Below are 22,233 nucleotides of genomic sequence, written 5' to 3'. Positions count from 1 at the left end.
CGTAAATTTTGATTTTTTCTAATGAATCTTATTGTCATTAAGTTGAAAAACATGCAGGATCTGAGGAAAAAGAGCCTCCATTGATTCCTCCACCGCTTTTTTGGAACCCGGCAAGGTAATTACGAGTGTATGTCCCGAAAAACCTGCAACGCCTCGCGACAACATCGCTGTTTTAATTCTCTGCTGTCCGTAATTTCTGGCGGTCTCCATTATTCCGGGAATAGGTCGGTCAATCATTGGCGAAACTGCATCGGGAGTCTGATCTCGTGATGAAAGTCCTGTTCCGCCCGTGAAGATAACAAGATCGTGATCATTGTCTTTGAGCTTTTTTAAAGTTTTTTGAATAGTGTCAAAATCATCTGGAATGACTTGATAATCAACATTGCTAATCTGATATTTTTCTAAAGCGTCACAGATCGCTTTACCAGATGAATCTTCTTTTAAACCTTTAGACACAGAATCGGAACATACTACAACAGCAACTTTCAATTCATTGTTTAGAAATTTATTAAGATCGGTTTTGCCTCCCTGTTTCTCTACTAAACGGATATTCTCTATTTCTACTTTTTTATCAATAGGTTTCAGCATATCGTACATTACCAATGCTGCAACAGAAGCGCCGTGCATCGCCTCTACTTCAACTCCGGTTTTATAGATGGTGTGAACTTCCACAGAAATTATCACCGACAGATTTTTAATTTTAAAAGTAACTGATGTATACTCAACCGGTAAAGGATGACAATCCGGGATGACATCGCTGGTTTTTTTCACAGCAAATAAAGCAGAAGCACGCGAAAATTCAAAAATATCTCCTTTTGGAACCGTTCGGTTTTCAATCGCAGAAATGGTTTTCTCTGAAGAGGTTTTTACCGTTGCCGTCGCAATGGCTTTTCTTAGCGTGAAGGATTTGTGTGTAATGTCTACCATATTATTTATTTACTTTCCACTGGTGTGATTCATCATTAAAAATTTCTCTTCCCCAAATTTGAAGTTCAGATTTTATGCGTTCTACAATTTCGTTACAAGCTTCTGTTGCCGCAATTCTGTGCTTTGAAGATGTAAAAACAAAAAGACAGATTTCACCCGACTTTACAATACCAAGACTGTGGTAAATGTGCATACAGGTAAGATCATATTTAAGGAATATCTCTTCTCTTATTTCATGCATTTTTTCTAAAACCATATCCTCGTAAGCTGTATAATCGATGGCCTGTACGGTTTTGCCTTCGATAATATCTTCTCTGATCTGACCAAGAAAAATACTGTGTGCGCCTATATCTTTTTTTGATGAGTGCTTAGCGATGCTTTCAGCAATAAAAGCCGGACTTATCGCACCGTTTGTAAAAATATTTTTAATCTTTCTGTTCATTTTTTTCTTGCTTAAATGCTGTAATGCCACCTTTGAGATGGCTGATTTTTTTGGTATCCCCGAAATGATTCATCAAAATCTCCGCCGCTTTCAAACTTCTTTTCCCACTCTGACAGAAGAGTACAATATTGAAGGTTTTTAATTCAGATAATCTCTCATTCAGCTGCGAAAGAGGAATTTGAATATGCTTAAAATCAACTGCCGGAAGCTCATTAAGTTCCCTGACGTCGATCGTTAAAGTATCATCAAAAGAAATCATTGCAGTGAAATGATCTGGACTTAAATCATTGATATTTGTTTTAGAAATTCCGCAAAGGATGCTGTAATCTGTTGCTTCAAAAGTTTTTCTATTGTTGGGAATCAAATTTTCGGCTGACTGCTCAATCGAAATATCAAGGATATAAGTTTCGTAAGTGAGCATATTAAAAGTCAAAAGTTTTCCATCTAAAACTTCGCCTAAACCTGTAATTATTTTGATAACCTCATTGGCCTGCATCATCCCGATCATTCCCGGAAGTACACCGAGGACTCCCACGTCGTTACAATTCTGAACATCATCAGGCTTCGGGGACTCAGGAAAAAGATGTCGATAGTGGACTCTGTCTTTCTTTTCTGAGGATAAATTGAATACGGCAACCTGACCTTCGTACTTATAAATCGCGCCAAATATTAAAGGTTTATTTAACAAAACACAAGCATCATTGATCAGGTATCTCGATGCAAAATTATCAGTACAATCTACAACGATATCATATTCTGAGATAATTTTCCATGCATTATTTGACGTTAGTTCGATTGAATAATTAACTATCTCATTTTCAGGATTCATAAGAGCCAGTCTGGAAGCAGCAACTTCAGATTTTTGCTTGCCAATATCATCAGTGGTATAAAGGGTCTGCCTTTGAAGGTTACTGAGAGAAACATGGTCATGATCTACAATCCCGATCACTCCAATTCCTGCTGCGGACAAATACTGCAAAACCGGACAACCCAGACCGCCCGCACCAATTACCAAAACTTTTGCCTCCATCATTTTTTGCTGACCTTCAAAACCAAAGTCAGACAGCGCATAATGTCGGGCATATCTTTCATTATATTTTTCCATACTATCCTCCTGAATAAGGCGGCATTAAAGCCACAACATCATTTTCATTCAAAACAGTTGCATGATCTTTCACCAGTTTTTTATTAACGGCGAATGCAAATTTCTTATCTGTAAGATTGGGAAATTTTTGAATTAAAAGTCTTTCTAAAGAAGCCAGATTTTCAGCTTCTATTGCAAATTCTTTTCCTGTAATTTCTGCAATCTGTCCAAATGCTAATATTTTTATTTTCATAACAATGTCACTTTAATTAAAAATACTTAAAAACTTAATTATCATGCTTTTGTCAACAACAATTTATAGGAAGCCATCAACAGAACGGTAGCCAAAACGTATTTTAAAATATTCTGATTGAATTTTTTTGAGCCGAAATAAGCTCCTAACATTCCACCGCAGAAAGCGACAATAATGTACATCATCATATTTGCGGTAAAAGATATTCCCTGCGTCAACATTCCTCCTAATCCTGCCACAGAATTTACGAAGATAAATGCTGCGCTTATTGCCGCAGTCTGCTTTTGGTTCGTCCATTGCAGAAGGAGCAAAATGGGAGAAAGAATAATTCCGCCTCCAATGCCGATCATCCCTGAAAGTAATCCTACTACTCCGCCGGTAACAGCAGCGACCGTTGTATTGTGAGATTTAAGGTCATCATCATTCACATTTTTAAAAAAGAAAAAACGGATAACAGGAAACAGGAGCAACAACCCTAGAATTCGTTTATAGATGTTCTCTTCAACAGTGATCATTCCACCTAGAAATGCCATAGGAACAGATGCTGCCGCTATAGGAATAAATAGCTTTTTAGAAAAATATCCACCTCGGTAATACTGAATAAACGAGGTGAGAGAAACAAAAAGGTTAAGCATCAACGCGGTGGGTTTCATCTCTTCCGGGGCGACGCCATATAACGCCATTAAGGCTAAATATCCGCTCGCACCGCCATGTCCGACGGCAGCGTACAGAAAGGCAACAAAGAAAAGAATTCCATAAAATATTTCTAAAGACATCGTATTTGACTTTTTATCTGATTTTAAATTGGCAAAAGATGAACCGTCACCTCATCATCTACTTTGCAGCCTAGAGATTCTTCAGGCAAAACAAGCAGGCAATTGGCCTGTGCGAAAGAATGAAGTCTGAACGATTCCTGAGCATGAAGAGGTGTTACATTCCCATTGTTGTAAAATGCTTTCAAAAAATGGGTGAGCCCCGGATTTTTATGGTAGTCGTGAGTCGCTTTGGCTTTGATTTCCTTTAATTGAGATGGCAATCCCATGATGTTTTCAAGCGCAGGTAATACATATTCATAAAAACAAGTGAGTGATGATGACGGATTACCAGGCAGTCCAAAAATCAATTTCTCATCTTTCGTTCCAAAAAAAAGCGGTTTGCCAGGTTTTTGACTTATTTTGTGAAATTTTTCTTCCACACCACAAGTATTCGCAACCTGGGTAACGAAATCATAATCTCCCACGCTTACGCCTCCATTGAGTAAAATAACGTCATAATTGTCAATTGCTTTTTCAAGAACTTTATGCAACACCTTTGGATCGTCATTGGCTTTAAAAGTCTCAATATCATTAATTCCTATTTGCTTTAAAACTGCTTTTAACTGATAAGAATTGGCTTCATAAACCTGACCAAATTCCAAAGGATTTCCGGGATCCTGCAGTTCACTCCCCGTAAGAATGATCGCAACTTTTGGTGGGGCATAGACCTTAACGTGGGAACATCCGATTCCGGCGAGAAATCCGATCGCAGCGGCAGAAAGATGAGTACCTTTGTGCATTGCCAGCTCACCTTTTTTCACTTCGGCGCCTTTCGGACGGACGTTATTTCCCTGCAAAATATCCTGATCGTCAACAATAAGAAAATTATTTTCAAAGCGAATCTTTTCCTGCATCACCACTGTATCAGAATTGTTTGGCAGAGGCGCACCAGTGAAAATTCTTGCCGCTTCACCATCATATAGTGTTAGTTGCTGAGAAGTTCCGGCCGCCATTTCTCCTACAACATTCAGCAAAAGATCTTTATCTTTAAATTTGAAAGCATATCCATCCATTGATGACTGTGCAAAGTTTGGAATATCTACCGATGCAATTATATCTTCAGAAGTTACCAGCCCGAAAGCTTTCGAAAGCTCAATAACTTCACTCCTTTTTGATAAAGCAGATTGGGAAATAATTTTTTTTGCTTCCTCTACAGAAATCATTTTCATGAAGTTAAATTTTTATAATCCTGCGGAGTATCAATATCAATAGCTCCTTTTTCAAAACTGACTTCAGCAATGTCTTCTTTAAATTTCTGAATCATTCGTCTGGCACCTTCATTTCCCGTGAGATTCAGAAGGTGTTTGAAATATTTTTGTTCAAATAAAACTGGCGTTCCCAATATTCCAGAATATTTCGATGCCACAATTCCTTTTAAAGTTTCTTTATGCTTCTGAATTAATTCATTAAAAACCGATGAAGTGATGTAAGGCTGATCACAAACTGCAATGATACAGTTCTCAATATCTGGAAATGCTTTTAAAAGCTTATTAATTCCCACCCTAATTGATGACCCCATTCCATCCTTCCAATTTAGGTTTTCAACTGCAATAACGTTCAGATTTTCTACTTCTTTAACAAGTAAAGTATGATTAAAACCTGTTACCATCACAATATTCTGCGTTGTTTTTAAGGCTTCTTCAGTAACATTCCGGAGGAGCGATGTACCATTAAATTTTAATAATTGCTTTGGCTCTCCTAGTCGCGAAGAATTTCCCGCTGCTAAAATCAATATTCCTGTATCCATTAGCCGCCTATTGTAATCATACTTCTGTTTTCAAGTTTCGAGACATCGATATCCTCAAAAACACCGCTAAATTGGCCGCCCAAAGCTTTTGCTTTTGACATCATTGTCTGCGTTATGAGCGGCAAAATATCTTCACCGTTACGCAAGGCTCCAAGTAGATCAGTTTCATCCTTACTAAAAAGACAGTTTTTTAGTTTGCCGTCAGCAGTGAGTCTCATTCTGTTACAGGTATCACAAAAAGGCTGGCTCATTGTACTGATGACCGCAAATGCCCCGCTGTGCCCATCAATTCGGTATTTGCTGGAAGTATCATTTGGCAGAGGTTCTACAGGAATAATATCATACCTCGAACTGACTTTCAATAAAATTTCGTGCAAAGTATAAACCTGATTACTGGTCCACAAATTTCCGGTGAAAGGCATAAATTCTATAAACCTAACCTCCAGATTATGATTTTTTGTCAATTGGATAAAAGATAAAATTTCATCATCATTTAAACCTTTCATGATAACTACGTTGATCTTTACCCGAACATTATTTTCCAATAAAAGATCAATATTTTTTCTTACACGATCAAATAAATCTCTTCTTGTGATCTTTAAAAATTTTTCCCGTTGAAGTGTATCAAGACTTACGTTGACCGTTTTAATGTTGGCTTCTAATAACTCTATCAGCATCTCATTCACGCGGATGCCGTTGGTCGTAATTGCCAATTCTACATTTAACTTTCCTAGAGATTTTAAAATCTTTGGAGCGTCTTTTCGTACCAGAGGTTCACCGCCTGTCAATCTAATTTTTTTGACACCGTGATCTACAAACAGCTTTACAATCGTCTCAATCTCTTGGACTTGCATAAGTTTTGCGGCAGGTGCAAAAGCATATTTTTCTTCCGGCATACAATAAAAACATCGCAGGTTGCAGTTATCTGTGAGTGAAATTCTCAGATAGTTGTGTATTCTGCCGAAAGTATCTTTAATCATGTAATTAATTTTTGGAAAGCTTTTTTACGAATGAATTTTTTCGGTTTTGTGGCGTAGAGAAGTTCCTTTTCGGTCTTCAACAACGGCTTTTATCTCGGAAATAACAGATAACGCAATTTCTTCAGATGTTTCTGCACCAATATCCAGACCAATCGGGCCATAGATCCGTTGATAATCTTTATCTGTAAGTATAAAACCGTCCAACTTTAAATCATCAAACATTCTGTGAAGCTTTGTTTTTGGACCAAGAATTCCAATGTAAGGACAGTCTGTTTTTAAAACCAATTTTAACACCTCAAGATCGTACTTGTAATTGTGAGTCATCAGAATACAATAGGTTCTATGATCAATTTCAATCTGAATGAGATCATCAGGCTTTCCAACTACAATATTTTTAGCTAGCGGAAATCTTTTGCTAGTACAATGGGCAGCTCTGCCTTCGCCTACCGTGACTTCCCAACCTAACAGGTCTGCCATTTTCACAACCGGCTGCACGTCATTTCCCGCTCCTGCAATCAGTAAAGAAACAGGCGGGGCGATATATTGAAATAATACATTTTGCTCCTCACTATTAATTTCAAAATTTTTAATATGTGTAGATTTTTTTTCCAGAATGTTTAACATTTCACTTTCCAAAGAATGAATGTCATTATAACAACTTTTATCTCCCTGAAATACATTGACCGTTCCGATCTGAACGGCATTTCTCTTTAATGAAAAAATAGTTGTAATAACAGAATCACACCTTTTCTCCAGAACTTTTCGAATTATTTCTAAAGGATTTTGTGGGTCTTGAGAATCAATAAATTCAAATAAAATATTAACAATGCCATTGCAACCTAATTGTACATTAAATTCTAACAATCCTTCTTCGCTCGTATCATATGTGACGAGTTTATTCTGTTTTTGATGTATTGCAAGAAGTGCTTTTCGTAAGGCGTCACCCTCCAGACAACCTCCGCTGATAGCTCCCGTTAAAATTCCGTCTTCAGTAACCAACATTCTTGCGCCTGGCTGTCTGTATGAAGAACCTTCTACTTTAACAACCGTTGCAAGTGCTGTTTTTTTCCCTTCAAGAAGTGCGGTGCGATAGGATTCTAAAATATCAGTAATTTCTTTCATTTCGATATAATAATGTTAGTATAGAATATGAAGAACGTAAGCTACAAATTTCGTGCAATGTTGATAATCATTCTTTTTCTGCTACTTAAACAATGAATATCGTAATGTACTAACATGTAGTGATCATACTGAACACAAAAAACCCTTGCTAATCATTTAATTAACAAGGGTTTGTTTAAATTTAGTATCTCAACCAGCGGAGAGAGAGGGATTCGAACCCCCGGACCTATTACAGTCAATAGTTTTCAAGACTATCGCAATCGACCACTCTGCCATCTCTCCAAAGAACTCCGATGATATCGTTGTTTTTCAGTGGTGCAAATATAAAACACTTTTCAATATCAGCAAAATAATTTTGAATTAAATTTTGTTGGCGACTAATAATCTATTAAAAATCAGGCAGATTATTTTTTAAGAAATGCTACGACAACAAAATGTTTGATTTCATCCCAATAACTACTGCTACTAAACCCAATACAACACTTATAAGAACATATAAAAGTAATATTCCGTATTGCTGATTTTGCCAAAGTGAATAATTCTCAACAGAAAAAGTGGAAAATGTAGTAAAACCTCCACAAAATCCTGTGATCAAAAGATATTTCAAATAGTTATCATTCTTAAAAAAGTATGACGTAAGAAACCCTATTATGAAGCAGCCCAATATATTCACCACTAATGTTCCTACAGGAAAAGAATTGATAGTCCAGAGTTTTTGTGTTTGAGTTGAGATTAAATATCGTAAAATACTCCCAAATCCGCCACCAAGAAAAATAAGCAATATGTTTTTCATATACAGGTGTTTATTATTTTAAAATCGCAATAATTATAGCTTTATCAGTTTTAATTTTAAATCTACAGCGATTTTATGATATAAGAAACGCACCAAAAATTGGTGCGTTTTTAAATTTTTAATTTGATAATTAATGTAATTCAGCCAAGTATTTTTCAGCATCCATTGCGGCCATACAACCACTTCCGGCAGCAGTAATTGCCTGTCTGTAAATATGATCCTGAACATCACCTGCCGCGAAAACTCCTGGAAGATTAGTTCGTGTAGAACCCTTTTCAGTAGCAATGTATCCGTTTTCATCTAGATCAATCTGCCCGACGAAAATATCTGTGTTGGGTTTGTGACCAATTGCGATGAAAATTCCGTGAACGTCTACTGTCGATTTTTCCTGTGTCTGATTATTGATCACCACTGCTCTTTCAACCAAATTATTTTCACCTTCAATGCCTATTAATTCGTGATGAAATTTCACTTCAATGTTTGGTGTATTGGCAACTCTGTGAATCATCGCTTTTGATGCTCTGAACTCATCTTTTCTTACCAACATAGTTACCTTATTTACCAATTTTGCAAGATAAGTAGCTTCTTCGGCCGCTGTATCGCCTGCTCCTACTACGACCACATCTTTTCCTCTGTAGAAAAATCCGTCGCAGGTTGCACAGGCAGAAACTCCACCACCATTATATTTTTTTTCGTCGTCTAGACCAAGATATTTTGCAGTAGCACCAGTAGAAATTATGACCGTTCTTGCAAAAAGTTCTTTATTACCTGCATATAATTTATGGACACCGCCAACTTCTGTAGAAAACTCGGCTTTAGTGATCATTTCATAATGCACTTTTGTATCAAATCTTTCTGCCTGCTTCTGCAAATCCATCATCATTTCAGGTCCGGTAATTCCTGCAGGATAACCAGGAAAATTATCAACTTCGGTTGTTGTAGTCAATTGTCCGCCCGGCTCAAGACCTGTGTACAATTCAGGTTTTAAGTCTGCTCTTGCTGCATAAATTGCTGCTGTGAAGCCAGAAGGCCCAGATCCTACAATGATACAATCTAAAATATTTTGCTCCATAATTAGCTATTCAAAAGATTTAAATTTTAAGACGACAAAGTTCGTTATTTTTAATATTTAATTAAAGAAAAATTAATGATAGTTTTCGATATTTAATATGTGAAATGTCAATAGTTATTGTCTTATCCTTTTAGTTTTAAGGCATAAAATCATACTTTCATCTTAATTTTATCAACATTGATAATTTTGTAGACCAATTCTTTAATCAATTCAGCTTCACTCATATTTACTGCTCCCAAACCTTTTCCCTTCATATCAAACTCTCGTAGAATTGAGATTACTCTCGTAGAATGTTTTAACGGATACAATCTTGCTGCCTCCGCGTAATCTTTTAGAAAATAAGGATTTACACCCATTTGAGAAGCAATTAACTGAGGTGACTGACCAATCATTGTACTGTAAACAATCACGTTAGAAAAATAATTGTAAAGACTTGAAAGTAACATTACAAAAGGATTATTCTTCGGATTTTTACCCATAAAATGAGCGATCTTATATGCAGCATTTGTGTTTTTGGTTCCTAAAGCTTTTTGAAGTTCAAAAACATTAAATTCTTTGCTGATTCCGATGTGATTTTCTACAATTGTTCCGTCTAAAATCTGTCCTTCTTTTAGAATTATTTTCAGTTTACTCAATTCATTAGAAATTCTGGAAAGATCGTTTCCAAGATATTCTGCAAGAAGATGAGAAATATTCGGGGCTGTTTTTATCTTAAGTCTAAGGCATTCATCGGCAATCCATTTTGGCAAATTATGATCTTTGAAAGATTCACTCAGAAATAAAGAATTAATTTTTGCTAAAGTTTTCGTGACTTTTTTCCGACTGTCTAACTTCTTGTGCTTGTGGGCAAAAACCAAAACAGTAGACGGAACGGGATTTTCTACATATGCTTCTAAAGCTCTGCTTTCTTCATCATTAAATTTTAAATCCTGCGCCTCTTTTACGATGATTACCTGCTTGTCACCCATCATCGGAAACTGTCTTGCTAAAGAAAGTATTTCCTGATAAGTTGTGTCTTTTCCGTAAGTTACAGTTTGGTTGAAGGCTTTTTCATCTTCCTCCAAAAAATCGTGTTCAAGGGCTTTTACAGCAACGTCAATAAAGTAAGGTTCTTCTCCGTGGAAAAAATAAATCGGTAAAACTTCTTTATTTTTAATATTTTTGAGGATTAAATCTAATTCTTTCATCTTAATAAATGGAACTTCCCAAACTGAATTTTCAGGAAACTTTTGATTTTAAATTCAAGAAAGACAAAGATAAGTTTTTTATCTATGACTTGGTGCGCAAAACTTACCTTTTGCTCACACCTGAAGAGTGGGTTCGACAACATTGGATACATTATTATCTCACGGTAAAATCTTATTCTGTATCCGCTTTAATTACAGAAAAAAAGATAGTTCTCAATGGTTTAACTAAAAGAATTGATCTTCTGATTACTGAGAAAACACAACCAATTATATTGATCGAATGTAAAGCTCCACAAATAAAACTGACTGAAAAAACTTTTGAACAAACTGCAAGATATAACTCGATCATCGGGGCAAAAGAAATTGTTTTAACCAATGGTTTGCAGCATATTAATGCAAAATTTGAACATGGAAACTATATATTTTATAAATCTTAAATTCTAATTAATTGATGACTAAAAGTTTATTTATTTTTTCATTCTTACTGATCTCTATTTTTACTTTTTCGCAGTCAAAAGTTTTAATTAATAAAAATCTGAACGTTGTAAAAGATACTTTGAAAAGAAATAAAATGATTGATGTATTAAATCATTTTATTTTAGAGAAAGGTATTCAAAATGAAGATTTAACGATTGTTAATCCTGACAATAAATTAGAAACGTGGCTTTTTTTGGATGAGCTGCGAAACCTGCAGAACAGTAAAATATTCAACACAAGATACACTCTGATGTATGAGATTACATCGGCTGAAGTGAGTAACAAAAATAATTTTATAATTCAACTGAATTGCTATTACGAGGGCAAAGAAATAAAAAATTCAGTAGCAAAAATTGAAATCACGGTACAGGAAATAAACAACAAATATCTTGTATCATCAGCAATCGAAAACAATTTAACTAGCTGGAAATCTAAAACCATTGAAAATTATAGTTTCTATTTTGAAAAAGATATTGACGAAAAAAAACTGAGAGATTTTATTACAAAAAACAATCAACTGAGTTTAAATCTAAAAGAACAAAAAATTCCCACTAAAGTATATTGTGTAGATGGAGTTTTTAAAGCTTACAAGCTGTTGGGAATTGATTACAAAAGGGATGACTCCCCAAATAATTTTTTTCTGGGAATTGACTCAGCAACAGATAATAATCAAAGTATCCTGATTGTCGCTACACAAAAAGGAATACTGGATGATTTTTCTTTTGGCAGCCTTTGGAAAGCGAGGGTAACTAAGAAATATCCACAAAAGAATCTGTATTTACCTGTTTTGGAAGGATATTCATATCTAAACGATGGACATCCTGTTTATAAATGGGAACAAATATGCATTCACTTTAAAAATGCCTATTCAGTTTCTCAAAAAACAGATTGGCTGTCACTGTACGGTACTAGAGAAAATTTCAGCCTCCCTTCAACACCACTTTACATTGAAAATTTTATTAATGCAGTCATCATAAAAAAAATTAAAAAAGAAAAAAGTTTTAGCGGTGTTTTAGAACTTTTAAATTGTGGGAAATTTAATGAGGAAGATCAGGATAATTACTTTAAAACCTTAAAAAGAGTTTCGGGAATTACAAAAGCGGATTTCAATGAAATGATTGACAAATTAATTACCAGTGAAAATTTAAGTAAATAGGAATTTTTTTTAGCTTAACATTTGCATACGCAATGTATATTTATTCATCTAAAAAAGTTATATATGAAACGTTTATTATTTTCGTCAGTACTTCTACTCACTTCAGCAACAGTTTTCAGTCAAAATTTAAAAAAGGTTTCCTATCAGGATGGTTCGCAAAAACTGAACGGTTTGGTAACGTCAAACTCAGGAAAAAAACTTCCCGGAGTTCTTATTCTTCCTGCTTGGAAAGGAATTGACGATGAAGCAAAAACTGCAGCCGCAGACTTAGAAAAACAAGGTTATATTGCATTTGTCGCTGATATTTATGGTGAAGGAAATATTCCGACCGATAATGCTTCGGCAGCAAAAACAGCAGGATTTTACAAGAAAGATTACGCAGCTTACCAAAAAAGAATTTCTCTGGCTTTGGAAGAATTGAAGAAGAACGGTGCTATTGCTGATAAAATTGCAGTAATTGGATATTGCTTTGGCGGAACGGGAGCTTTAGAATCTGCAAGAGGAAAATTGCCTGTTGTGGGTGTAGTTTCCATTCACGGAAGCATTGGAAAAGATCAATCACGACCAAATGAAGCGATTTCAACTAAAATTTTAGTGGAAAATCCTGCAGACGATAAAGGTGTGACGCCGGAGGATTACAATAATCTGGTAAAAGAGATGAACGATGGGAAAGCTGATTGGCAAATCATCATTTACGCCAATTCAAAACATACGTTTACTGATCCGAAATCTGCAGATTACAATCCCGTGATGGCAAAAAGAGCATGGAACCATACACTAATGTTTTTGAAGGAAATTTTAAAATAATTTGTTCAATATAACTAAAACAACCTCAATTTTTGAGGTTGTTTTAGTTATATATCACTGATTGTATTGCAGTTTGAACACCAGAAATATTCGGTTTCTTTATCTTTCAAGATCTTTTTTGATGCTTCATTACAATTTTCACATATCAACTCATCTTTAGTTTGTTTTGCTTCATAATCACAGCTGAAACAACTCCAGCTTGTGAGACCAGACTTTTCATTAATGAACCAAGTGAATGAATTTTCCTTGCATTGAGGACAGGTTTTCATCGCCATATTTTAATATTTATTGTTCTCTATTTACTAGGTCCATAGAAAAGGCAGGAAGACAAATTGCAATATATTCACAAATCTCTGGAAATGGATTACTGTAACGAACCCTTGCTCCTTTTTCAATCATAATACTTTGTCCTTTCTCTAAAACTACAATTTCGTCGTCAATTTCGAATTGCTTTTTACCTGAAATAATAATGGTAAATTCATCAAATTCAGGAGTTTGATGCGGTTCGCTCCAATTGGGTGGCGCAACCATGTGTGCAATTGAAATATTGGGGTTTTTGGTTGAGTTTCCCCAATGTTCTTCTATCAGTTTTTCATCGTTTGTAGGAACTACAAAAGGTGATTTCTGAATTTTATATTTTTTCATTTTATTACTAATTAGTTTTTAACGTAAAGGCCGCAAAAATTTTTTAACTACTAAATATTTTAAGTTAAACAAAGCCGTTCCACTTATATAAGCTCACAAAATTTTTATATAAAATAAATTGTTGACAAGCTATAATTTAAATCTCTCGCAATTTTGCTGATATATTTTCAGCATTCAAAATCTGCTCAATCAGCAAAATCTGAATGAAACTTACTTAAAAATGATTTTCTTTTTTGATTTCGTACACAAAATTAGTTCTCGTTGGTTCACCAAAATAAGCCACCTCTTCTTCAGCAATCTTTTGTCCGCCCAATCTTTCTAAAGCAATCTGCGAACGCACATTTTCTTTTCCGATATGGAAATACACTTTACCCACAAACTGAAAAACATAATCCATCATCAGTTTTTTGATCTGCGGATTGATACCCTTTCCCCAAGAATTAGTTCCGTAGAAAGTGTAGCCAATGAAAATGCTGTTTTTAGATTCATCAAAATCATAAAAACGCGTACTTCCTAGAATATTTCCTGTGGATTTTTCTACAATTTTAAAAGCACCCTGGCTTTCAATTGCACCTTTAAAAAAATTCTCAAAAACTTCTCTTTTGTAGCGGTCTTTATTTGGATGCTGTTCCCATACTTTCGGGTTGGATGCGACATCATACAACAACTCAAAATCCCCTTGCTGTAAGGGGATCAGTTGATATTTTTCGTTTTCTAAAACGGTTTGAATAGAAAAATTCATCTTTATAAGTCTTAGCTTTTTGCTTTTGCAGCGTCTGATTCTATCTTTTTAATTTCTTTGAGTTTCTCTGCGATTTTAGTAACTGCCTCAGGTTTTGCAGGTTTCAGAGCAACCTCAGCTTGAGCCATGTCCCATTTGATCACCAAATTTCCGGAATTTTCGTCTGTAGGATTTAGAGTAATTTCAAACCATTCCTGCTTGTCTGCTAATTTATTGACAGGCACTGTGACATCTACTACATCCTGTTTTGGATCGTATGTATAAGCGCCCCATTGCTGAAAATCTTTATTTAAAATTACTTTCCATTCTTTTTCTGTCGGCACGATAAATAACCCATAAGTACCCGCAGGAACTGTTTTTCCACCAAAATTCACAGATTGCCCGAACGTCACTTTTGTAGATGAGTTCGCACCTGCTCTCCACACCTGTCCGTAAGGAACCAATTCTCCGAATATTTTTCTTCCTTTCACGCCAGGTCTTCCGTAATCGATACTGATTTTGGACATTGAAAACTGTTGTTCTACTTTTTGACGCGGGCTCGCTGCCGGTACCGAATAATCCTGTGCAAAACTGAAAGCCGAAGCCGATATGCAAACGGCGAATAATAATTTTTTCACTTTTTTAAATTTTGATAAAATTACAAAACGGTTGTCAGAATTTAGTTTTTGACTTTTATAAATTTTGTTAAATATTATTCAACAAAATAATTGAAGAATTAAAGATTGATCTATCAATAGAATTTGTGGCTTCAGGTACAATTTCACTAATATTTCAATCAAGTTCCCATTCCCATCATCATCGACATATAGTAGTTAGCACAATGCAACGAAATCAACAGGAGAAGATTTTTCTCATCAAATGATTCCAAAATTTCCGAAGTGTTTATCTGATATTCATAATTAAGACTTCGCCACTGAATACTGGGCTTCATTATCAGAAGTTCATTTCCTTTTTCGTCGGTCAGCGAAAATAATTCTCTGAAAAAACCTTTGTGAGTGAAAGTATAATTTTTATCCATGTCGTTAAAATGACTCTTCATAACAATGCTTCCATCCCAATTCATGGTAAATTCCAGTATAACTTTGTTCCCGTGTAGAACTTCAACATTATTTCCCCAAAAACCTTTTGGCTCAACGAGATATCTAGTATTTAAAACCTGAATTTCCGCACTGAATTTAAACCAGCTTTTATAATTCAGTTGTGCGATCTGTTTTCCGTTCTGCGTCAGTACAAATTTGGTGTATTTTTCTGCTATTGCATGATATTTCATCTTTTATGTTTTTATTGAATTGTACGTAAAAAACTGTTTGCTAAAATAATCTCTGTGAATTTAATTTTCGATCTAAATTTTCCAAATATTGCGTCCAAGCACTTGAGCAGCCATTATAACATTCAAATTCTGGTGTTAAACCTTCATGCCTGAAAAGAATTTTTATTTCCTGTTCTTCTTTTAAGATCTCAAAACTTATTTTAGTTCCCGTCCACTCATTTCGTGTTTTTAGAAATGTAAGATTGCTGTCAACAACTTCCCAAGTTATCTTTTCGTTCGGAATTAATTCTACTAATTTTTGCACAGAATTGTGTACTCCATTTGCTGCACTGAAAGTAAATTCATCATTCAATTTTCCTGAATTCCCAATTATTATTTCATTGTGCAAGCCGATCCACCAACTTTTAGGATCCATTAAAAAATTGAAAATTTCTTCGGGAGATTTTGAAGTTGTAAAGTTGTAGGAGAAGTTTTGTGTTGACATATTTTATTTACTTTGATATAAATAATTATTAATCGATTTTTCAGCTTTTTAATATCTCAATTTTAGTATACTGAAATACTTTTCCGGCTTGATCTTCAGATATTTTTGATAGATTTTTCCCTTTAGGAAATCCATTTTCACTTACAATTTGCCCCGTCACTTTTATCTGTAGTGGCAAATTTTCACCATTAAATATATGATCTGCATTTATTAATTTTTCATTTGCGGGTTCCAGCCAATAATAATCTTTTTTATCTGGATTTTCTTTTTTATCAAATCTTGAATCACTCCACTGTGCACAAGAACAGGAAATTGCATTATAGCTTAAAATTAAGGTTTCAATTTCTAAATTTTCTTTTTTTCCGGTTAATGTATTTGTAGAATTAGAAATATTTTTTGGTTTTGAAGTTTCATTATTGTGTGCTTTTTCCATTTTTGTTTGACTACAAGATGTTACACAGAAAATAACATTAATTATTGTCATATATTTTATATAACAAGATATATTTTTTTTGATATTATAGTTTTTTATATTCATAAGTTGTCTTTCCTCGATAATTAAAATCTGTTTCACTTAAAACCCGATCATATTGCCGTTTTTCTATTAAAGAGTCATTTTTATCATAATAATATTCATCAAGAAATTCCATTTTCTAATTCCTTAGTTTCAGAAATTTCACCATTTTATATTTATAATTTACAGAGAATTTTCTAAATGGATAGTCTTCCTGAATCAATTGATTAAGATTATTATATTTAAAAGTTTGAATTGTATCTACCTTTTTAAATTGAAAAGTAATTAATCTGAGATTTTGTTTTTCATCATATAAATATTTATAAACTACAATATTTGTTTTTCCTCCTCTACGATATACAGATCTAATTTCCTGAAGTCTATTTTGATTACCATAAAAAAGAAATTGTGAATTATTTTTGTTTATTATTCGGTTTTGAGAATCCAATACTACAAATCTTTTTTCGCTAAAATTTAAAGAATCATTTTTGTTAAAATCTTTCTCAATTATTTCAAAATGCAATTTGCCATTCTTATCAGAATAGCCCAATAATTTTTTTTCTTCAAAATCTCCAACACAAGAAATCAGTAAAAAAGAAAATAAAAAAAATAAAATTTGTTTTAACATATAAGCTTTCTGTAATTGTTTATTAAATTTAATCTTTTATCAATTATAAATAGGAAAATTTTTAAAACAAAAAAACGCACCTCAAAAAAGATGCGTTTTAAAAAATATTTTAAATCCGAAAATTACATCGTCTCCATTTTGAAACTCATGCTTTCGATAACTTTCAGAATTGCTTCCACTGTATCCATTGATGTTAAACAAGGAACACCATTTTCAACGCTCATTCTTCTGATCTGGAAACCGTCTCGTTCAGACTGCTTTCCTTTCGTCATCGTGTTGACAACATACTGAACTTTTCCTTTCTGAATCAAATCAATCAGGTTGACACTCTCCTCTCCTATTTTATATCCGATTTTGCAAGGAATTCCTTTTTCTGCAAAGAATTTTGCAGTTCCTTCTGTTGCCCAGATTCTGAAACCAACTTCATGGAATCTTGATGCTAAGTCAGCTGCTTCCTGCTTGTGCTTATCAGCTACCGTGAACAAAATTGAGCCGTGCATCGGAACTTTTCTTCCTGCTGCAACCAATCCTTTGTACAATGCTTTTTCCAAAGTCGTGTCTTTCCCCATCACTTCTCCTGTAGACTTCATTTCCGGGCCTAAAGAGATGTCAACTTTCGTTAATTTTGAGAAAGAAAACACAGGAACTTTCACGAAAACACCTTCTTTCTTTGGAACCAATCCGTTTTTATATCCTAAATCTTTCAGTTTCTGACCTAAAATCGCTTTTGTAGCAAGATTTGCCATTGGAACTTCCGTAATTTTAGATAAGAAAGGAACTGTTCTTGACGATCTTGGGTTTACTTCAATCACATACACGTTTCCTTCAAAAAGCACGTACTGAATATTCATTAAACCAACCAAATTCAACCCTTTAGCCAATCTTTCAGTGTAATCTACCAAAGTATCGATTTCTGCCTGAGAAACATTCTGTGGCGGATACACTGCAATCGAGTCACCGGAGTGAACTCCCGCTCTTTCGATGTGCTCCATGATTCCTGGAATGATCACCGTTTCGCCGTCGCAAATCGCATCGACTTCCACTTCTCTTCCCGTGATATATCGGTCAACTAAAACTGGCTGATCCGGACTTGCATCTACCGCGAATTCCATGTAATGCGCCAGTTCTGCTTCCGTGTAGACAATTTCCATGGCTCTACCTCCCAAAACGTAGCTTGGACGAACCAAAACCGGATAACCGATCTCATTTGCAATCACAATCGCTTCTTCTTTTGAAGTTGAAGTTTTTCCTAAAGGTTGCGGAATTCCCATTTCCTGAAGGGCTTTTTCAAACTTGTCTCTGTTTTCAGCTCTGTCTAAATCTTCCAGTGAAGTTCCCAAAATCTGAACGCCGTAAGCTGCCAATTTATCTGCTAAATTGATGGCTGTTTGTCCACCGAACTGTACAACAACTCCTTTTGGTTTTTCAAGGTCGATGATGCTCATCACATCTTCTTCCGTCAAAGGTTCGAAATATAATTTGTCTGAAATCGAGAAGTCTGTAGAAACAGTTTCAGGGTTATTGTTGATGATAATTGCTTCGTAACCCATTTCTTTGATAGCCCAAACCGAGTGAACGGTTGCGTAGTCAAACTCAACTCCCTGTCCGATTCTGATCGGGCCAGAACCAAGAACTATGATTTTTTCTTTATCGGTTACTACAGATTCGTTTTCCTCCTCGTAAGTTCCGTAGAAATATGGTGTTTCGCTTTCAAATTCAGCAGCACAGGTGTCTACCATTTTGTAAACCGGCACAATTCCGTTTTCTTTTCTGAAATTGTAAACCTCTCTTTGCGAAGATTCCCACAAATGAGCGATATTCTGATCTGAGAAACCTAATTTTTTAGACTGAATTAAAATTTCTTTGTCGAATTTATTATCAGCAATTACTTTTTCGAAATCAACTAATTTTTTTAATTTCCAGATGAAGAACTTATCAATTTTACTCCATTCTACAATCTGTTCCCAGTCGTAACCTCTTCTTAAAGCATCACAGATGATAAACAGTCTTTCGTCATCACACACTCTGATTCTTCTTTCGATATCTTCGTCAGTTAAAGCGGCAGCCTGTTTTGTTTTTAAACCTAAATGTCTCAAACCTGTTTCCAGTGAACGAACCGCTTTCTGTAAAGATTCTTCGAAGTTTCTTCCGATTGCCATTACTTCTCCAGTCGCTTTCATTTGAGTAGACAATCTTCTGTCCGCAGTCTCAAATTTATCGAAAGGGAATCTTGGGAATTTAGTTACCACATAATCCAAAGCCGGCTCGAAACAAGCGTAAGTTTTACCTGTAACCGGATTCATGATTTCATCTAAAGTCAGTCCTACGGCAATTTTAGCAGCAATTTTAGCAATCGGATAACCAGTTGCCTTACTTGCTAGAGCTGATGAACGAGAAACTCTTGGGTTTACCTCGATGATGTAATATTCAAATGAATGCGGGTCTAAAGCCAACTGTACGTTACATCCGCCCTCAATTCCTAAAGCTCTGATGATTTTCAGGGAAGCATTTCTCAACATCTGATATTCTCTGTCAGAAAGTGTCTGAGATGGCGCTACAACGATTGAGTCTCCGGTATGAACTCCAACAGGATCTATATTTTCCATGTTACAAACCACAATCGCATTGTCGTTTGCATCCCGCATTACTTCGTATTCAATTTCTTTGAAACCTGCGATTGATCTTTCGATCAGACATTGCGTAACCGGGCTGTATTTTAATCCCAATTCAGCAATTTCTCTCAGTTCAGCTTCGGTAGCAGCGATTCCACCACCTGTTCCTCCCATTGTGAATGCTGGACGAACGATGACCGGATAACCAATTTCGTTAGCGAAATTTATTGCTCCTTCAACCGTGTTTACTATATCTGATTCAGGAACGGGTTCGTTCAACTCTCTCATCAGTTCACGGAACAAATCTCTGTCTTCCGCTCTGTTGATCGCAGATAGCTTAGTTCCCAGAACCTCAACTTTACATTCTTCAAGAATTCCTGAATTTTCCAATTCGACCGCCATGTTCAGACCAGTTTGTCCACCAAGAGTCGGTAAAAGTGCATCCGGACGCTCTTTTCTGATGATGTGACTTACAAACTGAAGTGAAATCGGCTCGATGTAAACCTTGTCAGCGATTTCAACATCCGTCATAATCGTTGCAGGGTTTGAGTTGATCAAAATCACCTTGTAGCCTTCCTCTCTCAAGGAAAGACAAGCCTGCGTTCCTGCGTAATCAAATTCCGCTGCCTGACCAATGATAATTGGGCCGGAACCGATTACTAAAATTGTTTTTATGTCGTTTCTTTTCATTTTTTTCTTTTTTATTATTCCATGGATCGCATCCATGGCTATTATTGTTGAACCATTTCATGGTTCTGCTTTCTCTTTGTACAGCCACGAAGTGGCTGAATTTTAATAGCCGTAGGTGAAACCTATGGATTGGATGATTGTCACATTCCAACAACCCATGAAATGGGTTGAATATTATTTACCAAAGATATTTTTCATCAAATTTAACTCCATGAGATTTTAGCAAATTCTTATATTCAACCTCAAAAGATTCATTCTTATGATGTTCTTTTTGATTTTTAATATAATTCATGATCATATCTTTTTCTCTTTCTGAATAAGTGAATGCGCCATAACCAGTTTGCCATTCTTCAAAATCAGGAAATAATCCGCTTTGCTTTATCCATAAGTTGCTTGAAACCTTAATATCTTTTACAAAACTGCTTAAGGAAACTGATGGATGAAGATCTGTTAATAAATGAATATGATCCGGCATTCCATTGATCCGATAAAGTCTGCAATTTTTATTCTTAACAATTCCCCAAATGTATTTATATAATTGATCTTCATGTTCAATATTCAACACAGGTTTTCTATGCTTCGTACTAAAGACAATCTGATAATATATTTGACGAAATGTTGACATTTTTTTCTTATTTTTCCACGGATTAGATCCAGGGCTGTGACTGTTGAACCACTTCGTGGTTCATTCGTATATTTACTTTTTAAAATCCTCCATCAACGTGATGAAATCATCAAACAAATAATTCGCATCCTCAGGACCCGGGCTCGCTTCCGGGTGATACTGAACTGAGAAGCAAGGATGAATCTTGTGTTTCAAACCTTCATTTGTTCTGTCATTCAATGCGATATGAGTCTCTATTAAATCTGTTTCTTTAAGGCTCTCCTGATCAACAGCGTAACCGTGATTTTGAGAAGTAATAGCCACTTTGTTTTTTTCCAAATCCAAAACAGGGTGATTTCCTCCTCTGTGTCCGAATTTCAATTTAAACGTTTTTGCGCCACAAGCAAGGCCAATCAACTGATGTCCAAGGCAAATTCCGAAAATTGGAACTTTTCCTAATAATCCACGGATCATTTCTAAAGCTTGTTGATTATCTTCAGGATCTCCGGGACCGTTGGATAACATGATTCCATCTGGATCCATTAATAAAATTTCCTCTGCAGTTGTATCTTGTGAAACGACAATGATATCACAGTTTCTTTGAGATAATTCCCTGATTATTCCTAATTTAGATCCAAAATCGACAAGTACTACTTTAAGACCTCTTCCCGGATTGGCGTAAGAAGTTTTCGTTGATACCTGTTCCACCTGATTAGTTGGAAATGTTGTGGATTTCAGTTCTTCAACAGTCATATTATCGTCGGCATCTGCATTCACGATTTTTCCTTTTACAACCCCTGAGTTACGAAGAATTCTTGTCAGTCTTCTGGTGTCAATTCCTGAAATTCCTGATAAATTCTTCTTTTTAAATAACTCGTCTAAAGTAATCTGTGTTCTGAAATTGGAAGGTAAATCGCATATTTCTTTTACAATAAGACCTTTGATTGCAGGTTCAATACTTTCATAATCATCACGGTTGATCCCGTAATTTCCAATGAGCGGATACGTCATGCAAACAATCTGACCACAATACGATGGATCAGAAATCAATTCCTGATATCCCGTCATTCCGGTATTGAAAACCACCTCTCCTGCTGTTTCCCAATCTGATCCGAAACCTTCTCCATGAAAAACTTCACCGGATTCCAGTATTAATTTTTTCTTCATTTTAACTTTTTATCT

General features: G+C 35.3%; 25 protein-coding genes and 1 tRNA gene. 3 read left to right on the top strand and 23 right to left on the bottom strand.

Features of this window, described 5'->3' with window-relative positions; translation table 11 throughout:
• Positions 1 to 18: 18 nt before the first annotated feature.
• The 13 genes from moaCB to holA all read right to left on the bottom strand — a co-directional run bounded on the left by moaCB (position 19) and on the right by holA (position 10,422).
• Positions 19 to 927 (bottom strand): bifunctional molybdenum cofactor biosynthesis protein MoaC/MoaB, encoded by a 909-nt coding sequence (gene moaCB, locus PGH12_RS00505; RefSeq protein ID WP_267597920.1) that lies wholly within the window; start codon positions 925 to 927, stop codon positions 19 to 21.
• 1 nt (position 928) lies between these two features.
• Positions 929 to 1,369: a molybdenum cofactor biosynthesis protein MoaE gene (locus tag PGH12_RS00500; RefSeq protein WP_267597921.1), complete on the bottom strand. Its 441-nt coding sequence runs from the start codon at positions 1,367 to 1,369 to the stop codon at positions 929 to 931.
• Entirely contained in the window at positions 1,353 to 2,474 is a 1,122-nt protein-coding gene (locus PGH12_RS00495; RefSeq protein WP_267597922.1) for a HesA/MoeB/ThiF family protein, read from the bottom strand. The genes PGH12_RS00500 and PGH12_RS00495 overlap by 17 nt, the downstream gene beginning before the upstream one ends.
• A gap of 1 nt (position 2,475) precedes the next feature.
• Positions 2,476 to 2,706, bottom strand: coding sequence for a MoaD/ThiS family protein (locus PGH12_RS00490; protein ID WP_267597923.1), 231 nt, complete (start codon positions 2,704 to 2,706; stop codon positions 2,476 to 2,478).
• Positions 2,707 to 2,747: 41 nt separating this feature from the next.
• Positions 2,748 to 3,482 (bottom strand): sulfite exporter TauE/SafE family protein, encoded by a 735-nt coding sequence (locus PGH12_RS00485; protein ID WP_267597924.1) that lies wholly within the window; start codon positions 3,480 to 3,482, stop codon positions 2,748 to 2,750.
• A 23-nt stretch (positions 3,483 to 3,505) separates the two neighbouring features.
• Positions 3,506 to 4,690, bottom strand: coding sequence for a molybdopterin molybdotransferase MoeA (locus PGH12_RS00480; protein WP_267597925.1), 1,185 nt, complete (start codon positions 4,688 to 4,690; stop codon positions 3,506 to 3,508).
• Positions 4,687 to 5,268: a nucleotidyltransferase family protein gene (locus PGH12_RS00475; protein WP_267597926.1), complete on the bottom strand. Its 582-nt coding sequence runs from the start codon at positions 5,266 to 5,268 to the stop codon at positions 4,687 to 4,689. Before PGH12_RS00475 ends, PGH12_RS00480 begins: the two co-directional genes overlap by 4 nt.
• The gene (moaA, locus tag PGH12_RS00470) at positions 5,268 to 6,248 is read right to left on the bottom strand and encodes a GTP 3',8-cyclase MoaA (RefSeq protein ID WP_267597927.1); all 981 of its coding nucleotides are present in this window, start codon (positions 6,246 to 6,248) and stop codon (positions 5,268 to 5,270) included. The genes PGH12_RS00475 and moaA overlap by 1 nt, the downstream gene beginning before the upstream one ends.
• Before the next feature lie 24 nt (positions 6,249 to 6,272).
• Complete coding sequence (locus PGH12_RS00465; RefSeq protein WP_267597928.1) at positions 6,273 to 7,370, bottom strand: XdhC family protein; 1,098 nt, start codon at positions 7,368 to 7,370, stop codon at positions 6,273 to 6,275.
• A 197-nt stretch (positions 7,371 to 7,567) separates the two neighbouring features.
• Positions 7,568 to 7,652 (bottom strand) — tRNA-Ser (locus tag PGH12_RS00460).
• A 139-nt stretch (positions 7,653 to 7,791) separates the two neighbouring features.
• On the bottom strand, positions 7,792 to 8,163 hold the full coding sequence (gene crcB / locus PGH12_RS00455) for a fluoride efflux transporter CrcB (RefSeq protein ID WP_267597929.1): 372 nt from the start codon (positions 8,161 to 8,163) through the stop codon (positions 7,792 to 7,794).
• A 130-nt stretch (positions 8,164 to 8,293) separates the two neighbouring features.
• Complete coding sequence (gene trxB, locus PGH12_RS00450; protein ID WP_267597930.1) at positions 8,294 to 9,235, bottom strand: thioredoxin-disulfide reductase; 942 nt, start codon at positions 9,233 to 9,235, stop codon at positions 8,294 to 8,296.
• 149 nt (positions 9,236 to 9,384) lie between these two features.
• On the bottom strand, positions 9,385 to 10,422 hold the full coding sequence (gene holA / locus PGH12_RS00445) for a DNA polymerase III subunit delta (RefSeq protein ID WP_267597931.1): 1,038 nt from the start codon (positions 10,420 to 10,422) through the stop codon (positions 9,385 to 9,387).
• An 8-nt stretch (positions 10,423 to 10,430) separates the two neighbouring features.
• Here holA and PGH12_RS00440 point away from each other — a divergent pair, with 8 nt between their 5' ends.
• The 3 genes from PGH12_RS00440 (at position 10,431) to PGH12_RS00430 (ending at position 12,862) form a co-directional block, all read left to right on the top strand.
• Positions 10,431 to 10,859 carry a type I restriction enzyme HsdR N-terminal domain-containing protein gene (locus PGH12_RS00440; RefSeq protein WP_267597932.1) on the top strand — a complete coding sequence of 143 codons (429 nt, stop codon included), beginning with the start codon at positions 10,431 to 10,433 and terminating at the stop codon, positions 10,857 to 10,859.
• A gap of 14 nt (positions 10,860 to 10,873) precedes the next feature.
• Positions 10,874 to 12,055, top strand: coding sequence for a hypothetical protein (locus PGH12_RS00435; RefSeq protein WP_267597933.1), 1,182 nt, complete (start codon positions 10,874 to 10,876; stop codon positions 12,053 to 12,055).
• 63 nt (positions 12,056 to 12,118) lie between these two features.
• Positions 12,119 to 12,862: a dienelactone hydrolase family protein gene (locus PGH12_RS00430; RefSeq protein ID WP_267597934.1), complete on the top strand. Its 744-nt coding sequence runs from the start codon at positions 12,119 to 12,121 to the stop codon at positions 12,860 to 12,862.
• A gap of 285 nt (positions 12,863 to 13,147) precedes the next feature.
• On the opposite strand, the gene PGH12_RS00425 is transcribed toward PGH12_RS00430, so the two are convergent.
• The 10 genes from PGH12_RS00425 to PGH12_RS00380 form a co-directional block, all read right to left on the bottom strand.
• The gene (locus tag PGH12_RS00425; protein ID WP_267597935.1) at positions 13,148 to 13,507 is read right to left on the bottom strand and encodes a cupin domain-containing protein; all 360 of its coding nucleotides are present in this window, start codon (positions 13,505 to 13,507) and stop codon (positions 13,148 to 13,150) included.
• A gap of 214 nt (positions 13,508 to 13,721) precedes the next feature.
• Entirely contained in the window at positions 13,722 to 14,249 is a 528-nt protein-coding gene (locus PGH12_RS00420) for a GNAT family N-acetyltransferase (RefSeq protein WP_267597936.1), read from the bottom strand.
• Between the two features lie 11 nt (positions 14,250 to 14,260).
• A complete protein-coding gene (locus tag PGH12_RS00415) occupies positions 14,261 to 14,866 on the bottom strand; it encodes a DUF2911 domain-containing protein (RefSeq protein WP_267597937.1) in 606 nt (201 codons plus the stop codon).
• Positions 14,867 to 15,024: 158 nt separating this feature from the next.
• Positions 15,025 to 15,519, bottom strand: a complete 495-nt coding sequence (locus PGH12_RS00410) for a hypothetical protein (RefSeq protein WP_267597938.1) — start codon at positions 15,517 to 15,519, stop codon at positions 15,025 to 15,027.
• Positions 15,520 to 15,559: 40 nt separating this feature from the next.
• Complete coding sequence (locus tag PGH12_RS00405; RefSeq protein ID WP_267597939.1) at positions 15,560 to 16,003, bottom strand: SRPBCC family protein; 444 nt, start codon at positions 16,001 to 16,003, stop codon at positions 15,560 to 15,562.
• A 40-nt stretch (positions 16,004 to 16,043) separates the two neighbouring features.
• On the bottom strand, positions 16,044 to 16,541 hold the full coding sequence (locus PGH12_RS00400) for a hypothetical protein (protein WP_267597940.1): 498 nt from the start codon (positions 16,539 to 16,541) through the stop codon (positions 16,044 to 16,046).
• A gap of 115 nt (positions 16,542 to 16,656) precedes the next feature.
• Positions 16,657 to 17,145 carry a hypothetical protein gene (locus PGH12_RS00395; protein ID WP_267597941.1) on the bottom strand — a complete coding sequence of 163 codons (489 nt, stop codon included), beginning with the start codon at positions 17,143 to 17,145 and terminating at the stop codon, positions 16,657 to 16,659.
• A gap of 122 nt (positions 17,146 to 17,267) precedes the next feature.
• Positions 17,268 to 20,447: a carbamoyl-phosphate synthase large subunit gene (carB, locus tag PGH12_RS00390; protein ID WP_267597942.1), complete on the bottom strand. Its 3,180-nt coding sequence runs from the start codon at positions 20,445 to 20,447 to the stop codon at positions 17,268 to 17,270.
• Between the two features lie 178 nt (positions 20,448 to 20,625).
• Entirely contained in the window at positions 20,626 to 21,072 is a 447-nt protein-coding gene (gene tnpA / locus PGH12_RS00385) for an IS200/IS605 family transposase (protein ID WP_267597943.1), read from the bottom strand.
• Between the two features lie 72 nt (positions 21,073 to 21,144).
• Positions 21,145 to 22,218: a carbamoyl phosphate synthase small subunit gene (locus PGH12_RS00380; protein ID WP_267597944.1), complete on the bottom strand. Its 1,074-nt coding sequence runs from the start codon at positions 22,216 to 22,218 to the stop codon at positions 21,145 to 21,147.
• Positions 22,219 to 22,233: the final 15 nt, after the last annotated feature.

It is taken from the genome of Chryseobacterium sp. CY350 (assembly GCF_027945075.1).
GTDB lineage: Bacteria > Bacteroidota > Bacteroidia > Flavobacteriales > Weeksellaceae > Chryseobacterium.
This window is presented reverse-complemented; position numbering and strand designations above follow the sequence as displayed.

Excerpts from the sequence above, each read along its gene's own strand:
- PGH12_RS00465 (WP_267597928.1), bottom strand. The coding sequence starts at position 7,370 with ATGAAAGAAATTACTGATATTTTAGAATCCTATCGCACCGCACTTCTT.
- PGH12_RS00395 (WP_267597941.1), bottom strand. The coding sequence starts at position 17,145 with ATGTTAAAACAAATTTTATTTTTTTTATTTTCTTTTTTACTGATTTCT.
- PGH12_RS00380 (WP_267597944.1), bottom strand. The coding sequence starts at position 22,218 with ATGAAGAAAAAATTAATACTGGAATCCGGTGAAGTTTTTCATGGAGAA.
- PGH12_RS00410 (WP_267597938.1), bottom strand. The coding sequence starts at position 15,519 with ATGAAATATCATGCAATAGCAGAAAAATACACCAAATTTGTACTGACG.
- PGH12_RS00425 (WP_267597935.1), bottom strand. The coding sequence starts at position 13,507 with ATGAAAAAATATAAAATTCAGAAATCACCTTTTGTAGTTCCTACAAAC.
- PGH12_RS00495 (WP_267597922.1), bottom strand. The coding sequence starts at position 2,474 with ATGGAAAAATATAATGAAAGATATGCCCGACATTATGCGCTGTCTGAC.
- PGH12_RS00435 (WP_267597933.1), top strand. The coding sequence starts at position 10,874 with ATGACTAAAAGTTTATTTATTTTTTCATTCTTACTGATCTCTATTTTT.
- trxB (WP_267597930.1), bottom strand. The coding sequence starts at position 9,235 with ATGGAGCAAAATATTTTAGATTGTATCATTGTAGGATCTGGGCCTTCT.
- PGH12_RS00440 (WP_267597932.1), top strand. The coding sequence starts at position 10,431 with ATGGAACTTCCCAAACTGAATTTTCAGGAAACTTTTGATTTTAAATTC.
- PGH12_RS00485 (WP_267597924.1), bottom strand. The coding sequence starts at position 3,482 with ATGTCTTTAGAAATATTTTATGGAATTCTTTTCTTTGTTGCCTTTCTG.
- PGH12_RS00490 (WP_267597923.1), bottom strand. The coding sequence starts at position 2,706 with ATGAAAATAAAAATATTAGCATTTGGACAGATTGCAGAAATTACAGGA.
- holA (WP_267597931.1), bottom strand. The coding sequence starts at position 10,422 with ATGAAAGAATTAGATTTAATCCTCAAAAATATTAAAAATAAAGAAGTT.
- tnpA (WP_267597943.1), bottom strand. The coding sequence starts at position 21,072 with ATGTCAACATTTCGTCAAATATATTATCAGATTGTCTTTAGTACGAAG.
- moaCB (WP_267597920.1), bottom strand. The coding sequence starts at position 927 with ATGGTAGACATTACACACAAATCCTTCACGCTAAGAAAAGCCATTGCG.
- moaA (WP_267597927.1), bottom strand. The coding sequence starts at position 6,248 with ATGATTAAAGATACTTTCGGCAGAATACACAACTATCTGAGAATTTCA.
- PGH12_RS00400 (WP_267597940.1), bottom strand. The coding sequence starts at position 16,541 with ATGAATATAAAAAACTATAATATCAAAAAAAATATATCTTGTTATATA.
- crcB (WP_267597929.1), bottom strand. The coding sequence starts at position 8,163 with ATGAAAAACATATTGCTTATTTTTCTTGGTGGCGGATTTGGGAGTATT.
- PGH12_RS00500 (WP_267597921.1), bottom strand. The coding sequence starts at position 1,369 with ATGAACAGAAAGATTAAAAATATTTTTACAAACGGTGCGATAAGTCCG.
- PGH12_RS00475 (WP_267597926.1), bottom strand. The coding sequence starts at position 5,268 with ATGGATACAGGAATATTGATTTTAGCAGCGGGAAATTCTTCGCGACTA.
- carB (WP_267597942.1), bottom strand. The coding sequence starts at position 20,447 with ATGAAAAGAAACGACATAAAAACAATTTTAGTAATCGGTTCCGGCCCA.
- PGH12_RS00480 (WP_267597925.1), bottom strand. The coding sequence starts at position 4,690 with ATGAAAATGATTTCTGTAGAGGAAGCAAAAAAAATTATTTCCCAATCT.
- PGH12_RS00430 (WP_267597934.1), top strand. The coding sequence starts at position 12,119 with ATGAAACGTTTATTATTTTCGTCAGTACTTCTACTCACTTCAGCAACA.
- PGH12_RS00405 (WP_267597939.1), bottom strand. The coding sequence starts at position 16,003 with ATGTCAACACAAAACTTCTCCTACAACTTTACAACTTCAAAATCTCCC.
- PGH12_RS00420 (WP_267597936.1), bottom strand. The coding sequence starts at position 14,249 with ATGAATTTTTCTATTCAAACCGTTTTAGAAAACGAAAAATATCAACTG.